Raw genomic sequence first — 2,310 nt, forward strand, 5'->3', positions numbered from 1 at the left:
GCCCCGTGCCGAACGGAGACGCTGCGCGAACGGAGGAAACCTCCGCTCAAACTTCTCTCAAAATTCAAAATTCAAAATTCAGAATTTAGAATTAGAACTCTCTCCCTCATCCTCCTTACTCCCCCACTCCCTCACTCCCTCACTCCCTCCTATTTCATTGGCTTCCGAGGTTACATATCATGTCTGTGCCGCCACTGCGCCCAAGTTATGACTTTGATTCTTATATAAGTGGCGAGGTGATAATTCATCCAAGTGCAGTACTTGCACCAGGTGTGATACTCCAAGCAGCTCCAAACAGCAAAATAATTATTGGTTCGGGGGTCTGTGTTGGTATGGGGTCAATTCTCCAAGTCCATGAAGGAACCCTAGAAGTAGAAGCAGGAGCAAACCTGGGAGCCGGTCTTTTGATGGTTGGTAAAGGCAAAATAGGGGCGAATGCTTGTATTGGGGCAGCAACAACAATTTTTAATTGTTCTGTTGAGCCGGGACAAGTCGTACCCGCTGGTTCTGTTCTCGGAGATACAAGTCGCCGTATTTCTGAATCTCCTACACAGAGTGAACAAACAACCCAGTCGGAATCATCCACAACTAACCCTACTTCCAGTAGTACGCAGTCAGAAAATGGGACAGGGAGACAAAAAGGACAAGGAGACAAACAGATAGGAGAACAGGGGGACAAGCAGGAATCATCTGCCATCTCTCCCTCATCCTCACGGCAGTCGCCACAAGTCGGGGAACCCGCCCATGGCGCTGCCTCCTCATCTTCCTTATCCCCCCCAGTTTCCACTCAGGATTCTCAAATAAGTAGTTACATTTATGGGCAAGAAAGCATACAAAAGCTGCTGGTCACATTGTTTCCCCATAAACAATCGTTGAACAAACCTATATCTGACGGTGAACCTGAATAAGTGTTAATTGTTAAGTTGTCAGCAATCAAAGAGCAACTAACAATTGAGTACCCTGGAGAACTGAAATGGAGGCATACAGTCAAAGGTCTATAAGCAATATCCAGACATCGCGCCGTCGAGACGCACTCAGTGAAAGTGCGTTGGGATTAGTGTCTACCCGCAGTTTTCCAGCAATGGTTGGTACAGCGGATATGATGCTGAAAACCGCTGGAGTTCACCTGGTTGGATATGAGAAAATTGGCAGTGGTCACTGTACTGCGATCGTCAGGGGTGGGATAGCTGATGTACGTCTGGCGGTAGAGTCTGGTGTGCAAACTGCTGAACAATTTGGTCAGTTGGTTTCTAGCTTGGTCATTCCCCGTCCTTATCCCAACCTGGAAGTGATACTGCCTATCAACAGCCGCCTGAGTGCACTTTCTCAAGACAGCTACAACCGCCTGAGCAACCAAGCAATTGGTTTAGTAGAAACGAGGGGATTTCCAGCGTTGGTGGGAGCAGCTGATGCCATGTTGAAAGCTGCCGATGTCCAATTGGCAGCTTACGAAAAAATTGGTGCGGGTTTGTGTACAGCCATTATTCGTGGGTCCGTGGCAAATGTCGCGATGGCAGTAGAAGCTGGTATGTACGAGGCAGAACGCATTGGAGAGTTGAACGCAGTAATGGTCATTCCAAGACCATTGGAGGAGTTGGAGCAAACTTTGCCAGTTGCAAGTTGCTGGATAGAAGAACGTCAACCGTTAAAGTTACCCGTCAACATCAAGGAGCAAGTTGCAGAAACAGAGTTAGTACAATTGCCAGATTTATCCAGGTTACCTCTAAAAATGACCGAAGAATGACTGCGAGTGAAAAAGTTAAGAGTTAAGAGCTAAGAGTAGCCAGTTGTGTAAACGTTCCCCCCCCTTAAGCAAACTGGATTCGAGGAATGAGTCCTTTGTCTTTTGCGTTTACAAATGACCCTCCGGGTCTGTTCATTCGCCCTGCAGGCACGCACTTGCACAGGGAACAGCCGTATGCCCTTCGGGTATGCGCAAAGCGCACGCCAAAGGCGAACGCCAGTCGCCTACGGAGGGAGAGCCGTCATTCGCGCTGGTCTCACCAGTCACCCGCTTTCGGGTTACCCTCAAAGCAGTGCTGGACTTAGCCCACTGGCTCACAAATGACGAACCACTCATCACTCATAACTCGTAACTTGAGCTATCTAAGATCAAGGTGTGTAACCTTGGCTGGAAGGTGTCTTACGCTGTTGTTGCTAGTTTGAATCATAACTTTTTCCAGTTGATAAGGGAAATACCATTATTAGAATAGTTTTCATAGGTTTTTATCTATGTATACATCCGCCTTATATTCCAATACGCTTGCTGTTAAGGATTGATCCTCCCTAGCCCTCCTTAAAAAGGAGGGA

General features: G+C 47.6%; 3 protein-coding genes. All 3 read left to right on the forward strand.

All coding sequences use genetic code 11. The features are described from left to right. Window positions 1–179: 179 nt before the first annotated feature. The 3 genes from ccmN to DP116_RS23615 all read left to right on the forward strand — a co-directional run bounded on the left by ccmN (window position 180) and on the right by DP116_RS23615 (window position 2,096). Window positions 180–908, forward strand: coding sequence for a beta-carboxysome scaffolding protein CcmN (ccmN, locus tag DP116_RS23605; RefSeq protein WP_169157484.1), 729 nt, complete (start codon window positions 180–182; stop codon window positions 906–908). Window positions 909–973: 65 nt separating this feature from the next. Then, complete coding sequence (gene ccmO / locus DP116_RS23610) at window positions 974–1,744, forward strand: beta-carboxysome assembly protein CcmO (protein ID WP_169157485.1); 771 nt, start codon at window positions 974–976, stop codon at window positions 1,742–1,744. Window positions 1,745–1,931: 187 nt separating this feature from the next. Further along, the gene (locus DP116_RS23615; protein WP_169157486.1) at window positions 1,932–2,096 is read left to right on the forward strand and encodes a hypothetical protein; all 165 of its coding nucleotides are present in this window, start codon (window positions 1,932–1,934) and stop codon (window positions 2,094–2,096) included. Window positions 2,097–2,310: the final 214 nt, after the last annotated feature.

Origin of the sequence: Brasilonema bromeliae SPC951 (genome assembly GCF_012912135.1) — a bacterium.
In the GTDB taxonomy this organism is placed as follows: domain Bacteria; phylum Cyanobacteriota; class Cyanobacteriia; order Cyanobacteriales; family Nostocaceae; genus Brasilonema; species Brasilonema bromeliae.